This is a genomic window from Dehalobacter sp. (assembly GCA_023667845.1).
GTDB lineage: Bacteria > Bacillota > Desulfitobacteriia > Desulfitobacteriales > Syntrophobotulaceae > Dehalobacter.
Genome location: JAMPIU010000097.1, coordinates 1 through 4,669, shown reverse-complemented (window position 1 = coordinate 4,669; position 4,669 = coordinate 1). Strand labels below are relative to the sequence as shown.

The 4,669-nt window shown below is 43.1% G+C and carries 5 protein-coding genes; 2 read left to right on the top strand and 3 right to left on the bottom strand.

The annotated features are described in order from the left end of the window. Window positions 1-335: hypothetical protein (locus NC238_07500; protein MCM1565784.1), on the top strand; the 335-nt coding region annotated here is incomplete at its 5' end. Next, a complete protein-coding gene (locus NC238_07495) occupies window positions 332-1,570 on the top strand; it encodes a hypothetical protein (protein ID MCM1565783.1) in 1,239 nt (412 codons plus the stop codon). The genes NC238_07500 and NC238_07495, both read left to right, overlap by 4 nt. 48 nt (window positions 1,571-1,618) lie before the next feature. On the opposite strand, the gene NC238_07490 is transcribed toward NC238_07495, so the two are convergent. The 3 genes from NC238_07490 to NC238_07480 all read right to left on the bottom strand — a co-directional run bounded on the left by NC238_07490 (window position 1,619) and on the right by NC238_07480 (window position 4,461). After that, window positions 1,619-1,792, bottom strand: a complete 174-nt coding sequence (locus tag NC238_07490) for a hypothetical protein (GenBank protein ID MCM1565782.1) — start codon at window positions 1,790-1,792, stop codon at window positions 1,619-1,621. Between the two features lie 70 nt (window positions 1,793-1,862). After that, window positions 1,863-3,638, bottom strand: a complete 1,776-nt coding sequence (locus NC238_07485) for a hypothetical protein (GenBank protein MCM1565781.1) — start codon at window positions 3,636-3,638, stop codon at window positions 1,863-1,865. A 325-nt stretch (window positions 3,639-3,963) separates the two neighbouring features. Then, on the bottom strand, window positions 3,964-4,461 hold the full coding sequence (locus NC238_07480) for a hypothetical protein (protein ID MCM1565780.1): 498 nt from the start codon (window positions 4,459-4,461) through the stop codon (window positions 3,964-3,966). Between the last annotated feature and the right edge of the window lie 208 nt (window positions 4,462-4,669).

Sequence of the window (4,669 nt, the reverse complement as noted above, 5' to 3'; positions counted from 1 at the left end):
CGACGATGGGCCCGCTGCCCGCCTACCGGCTGCGGGAGAACGAAGAGAAACTGCAGGCGGCGGCAGAGGCCTTTCTTGCCGCGCTCCGGAGGGAAACGCGCGCGAGGCCGGGGCTCTTCGATGTGATGGCGTTTCATATCGGGAGGGCGCCCTGCGATGAACTGGGCGAACGAGCTCCCGCAGATCACGCCTACTGGGCCGGGAAGGGGTGGCTCGAGAAGGGGAGACGCTACTACGTGGACGTGCCGGTCAACCCGATCTACCATGCGCTGGGTACGGTGGTGGAGTGGTACCAACGGCGGCGGATACGGAGGGATCTGCGGGAGGTGGGGTGAAGATAAGAGGAGGGAGAGGAACCGCGCACCCGAACAGTCTACCAGCTAAACTAGAAGATCATAATGAAAAGATAATATATAGGGACTTTGTTTACTCTACATTAATGGTAACAAACTCCTTTTCTTTTGGGAATAAGGTAATTTTTGTTCCGATGGTCTTTGTTGCGCTGACCATCAATTATATTAACAAAACTGTGATAAATCAGTTTAATTCTTTAGGCCCTATTGAGATATTTTTATTCCTTACTTCGATAAATTCGGTTATTTTATTGGGATATGCGTCATGGCTATATTTGCAAAATATATCCTCTCTAAGAGGCAATGAAGACTCGACCGATCAGGTTCTAAAATATTACATGCTATTCTTTTTTGTCATTTTTGCGATACTTGTCACGTTTTTTTCTACGTTAGCAGTGATCTATAATAGTCATCTAAGTGCTGCAATAGCATTTTTCAATTATTTTGAGAGTTCCAAGCAATTTCTATCTCCATTGGTGTCTCAAATTCCCACGTTCATTGGTCTTCCAGTATTTCTTGCATATATTATTGGATTTTTCACATTCTTTAACTTTATAAGACGAAAAGGGGTCATGATATATGATGTTGAGGGGAATGTAGAAACAAAGTATATTGATTCGTTAATATCATTTTTTGGATTTTTCAACTACTTAATTTTAATACCACTAGTTATTTATTTACTCGTTATCAAACAGCAATTGTTCGAATCCATTGTTTTAGTAGGACTATTATTGCTTACAGAATTGGTATTTATTCCCCTCTTTTTAAAATCAGCCAAACTACTTCAAGACTACGAAGCTCTCTCAATCTGCAATCCGTATTATACTAATGAGGATATTAAAGCAGGTCTTTTTCATAACGAAGTATATTCCCTAAGGGGCGCCTTTGGTCATACGGTCTCAAAAAAGGATGATTTTTTGAAGGCAATGATGTCGCTCACACTACTAATTCCACTGCTAGGCATCGGCTTAAACTTCAACGCTCTATCTGTTGTCTATATTGGATTAACATTCATAGTCTGGTACTTTATCGTAAGTGCCGTCTCACTTTTACCATTTAAAAAGATGAATCTTTATTTAAGTGACGGTCAGATCCTAAAAAGCGTGTATATTATTGAGGACTCGCAAAAAGGCCATTTAATGATTCTAACACCAGAAAATGAGTTGATGCCGATTATGAAGGATTCCATAATTAAAACAGAGAGATCGAAATATTGAAAATCTCCAATTTCATGAGAACTAACCAACGGACTGACTACCTAGTTACTATCCTCTTCCCCATGGAACACCCAAGATCAGATCGCAGTCTGCCTCTCCTGCGGCCACGACCCCTTTCACACACCCTGCTGAAATACAGTAGAGGGCTTGAAGTCTCTTCGATGATTTAGCGGGTGCAAACACCGTCCCAAAGCATGGCAACGGCGGTACACTTGATATCATACGTAATCTGTCCATCATCAATTTCCCGAAATATCACGACCTGAAGTATTATTTACTAAAATATATCATTTTAAGACGACCTCTTGAGTAGAAAGATGTCAGACTTTTTTGCGGGGACATTTATTTCAATTCCAACTGGGCCCGATTCGATCTTTCGGATAGTTTCATCATTTGATTTCATAAATCGAATTTCTGCTTTGTGATAACGCTCATCTCTCAGAATTATTAGGAAATCATCGGTTGACATCGGAATTTTTGTGTCAAATAGAACAACAGATCCATCCTTTAACACATTTATAGGCTTACCTAACTCGTCACAGCCATGTGGTTTGAAATTTACCAGACCGAATTCGATCAGTGATTTTCTAGCGTCCTCTTTTGTTATTCCACCTGCCCTAATAGAAAAGCAGAGGTTGAATAACTGCCAAGTCGTAAGTAAACCTCTTTCTTCATTCTGAGCATCTATAATTTGTTCAGGCTTAAATGGTGGATTTTCTCGTTCCAACGGAGGGAGGTGCTTTTGATGATTGACGATATACAAGGCATAAACGTCAAAAGAGCCCCTCTCTTTAGTTCTTCGATATTTTATTTTATTAATCTGGCTGCAATCTTCATCTTTAGAGGTCCCAGAAATCCCCTTTACTTCGATAACAAGTAATCCCTGTGACACATCTACTTGCAAATCTTCTTCCTGAATTTTTTTATCAGGATCATCCATGTACCTTACAGTATCAAATTCCAACCATTCCAAAAACTTTTGTACGTCCCTAACTAGTTCTGCACCATCTTTTGTTAAGAGCCCGTGGAGCCACGAATATTTCTCTATATTTTCAGCAATTTCAGACTCAATTTCAGATATTCGCTTTTCAAACTCCACAACGGCATCATCCTTTTTTTGGATCAATTTTTCTTGATTCGGAAGGTAATAGGGTTCCTCTTCCAACCATCGACTCTGCGTGTGATAAGGGAATATACGAGGAAACATTGCAGGCAATTCATTCATTAGTAATTCATGTAAAAATGTGGACTTATCATGAATGTCCGGAAGAACAATAATTGCCCCATCCCCATATGTTTGCAAATATCCGACAACCTCATTTGATGAGTTTCTAAGTAATGGGAAGAAACTTGTATTCTTCTTGCTACTTGAAAAGTCATGAATAGTCACATGATACCGACAATTTTCGCAATATCGCCCCAATAAACTAAAAAGGGAACCTTGCGCCCTCTCAACAAATATTTGTTCCCCTGATTTATTGTTTTGGATAAGACAATCGGGTATAAAATCATAAATAAGATGTCCTTCCGATCCACCATCTTGTGAGCCCGTCAAAGTGATAGCCACAAATTTATATTCAACTCTATAACGTTTCTCCCCCGCGAAAACAATCAACAATCCTCCATTATTTAGCAATTCAGAGATCTGTAAGCGAACTTGGCTTGCTCCAAAGGGTCTCGGATCGAATACAGTCTCAGGATATGCACATTTAAAATATGCCGAAGGTGCCCCTGTGGTGTAAGTCTTTGTGTGTTCATCTGCAATATATTCCTTGAGTTCAACATCCCTTACATCAACTATGACAATATCGTATTCGTGGAGATTTGAAGGTATTTGGTAATTTGGAAGACAACAACGGTAACGAAATTCCTTCTCGTTTGGAACAATCACCGGTGTTCCAAGTGTCCCAGATGAAATAGTTAAACCACATCTAGTTAGGTCACTTTTTACTGTATTGTCTGTATCAATCAGACAGATCATTGGTTTTTTGACGATTTTAATGTCTACAGATTGGTCTTCTCTACCTGATACCAAAACCGGATCTGCAATTTTCTTAAATAAAGCCACTTTCACACCCTACAAAAAATATGTCTTCTTTAGCATGAATTGATCGATTGTTTTAAATGAGCGACATCTATAAAAATAAACATATCATACGGATGGAATCCCAGTAATCTTTCATTATACAAAGGGATATCGCAAACAATTTGCGAATCTTTGACACATTTAACTCTCCGAATGATCGCCCTCTGCTTCCAGATGAGGAGTCTGATCTCTATACCACCAAATATGTCAGGGTCGTGTATCAAAAGGAAAGATCGATCAAAACCGTTTGCCCTCACTGCGGCAAAACCGTACATATTGAACGCCAAAAAATCAAACAGCTAAACCATCAAAACCCCTCCCCCTTCATCAGTTTAACAAAAACCCCGCCCCCGTGCTCTAAAACGACGATCCTCTCCATGATCTCATCCCTCAGCCCCTCCGGAAGCCTTTCCGCCTGCCACTCCCGCTCCGTAGCAACACCAGCTACGGCATTCAGGGGGTCAGCCGCCGCGACGGCCTTGAGGGCATAGTAGGCCGCCCCGTAGGCGTGCTGGGGGACGTGTGCGGTCGCCACCGCCTGGCCTGCGGCCCGGGCGGCAAACTGAGCCGCGCTCCCCTCTTCCGCATCGCGGGCGGCGGCATGAGCACCGAGGGACGCCCCACGGATCTCGACCATCCTGAACACACCCGTCCGGACCCACCCCCGGCACGCTTCGATGGCGCTCCGCGGCCGGTCGTCCTCCGGACAGGCCTCCTCAAAGAACGGGAGCACCCGCTCGGCGCAGTCCGCGGCCCAGGCTGCCATCGTGATCTGGTCCTCTCTGCTGTACTTCTTCACGAACAATGGTATGAACTTCCAATATTTTGGTTCTTGAGATACCGCAAGGGAAGGCTAAGTCAACATAGATTGACCCGGCATCAACAGACGTCTTCTAAGTCAACGTGCGTTGACGTAGCATCGACACCCCTCTTCTAAGTCAACGTGCGTTGACTTACGCGGGCCCACCCTCACGCATGAGCACCGCAACGCAGAACTGGTAGAACTTCCTCCA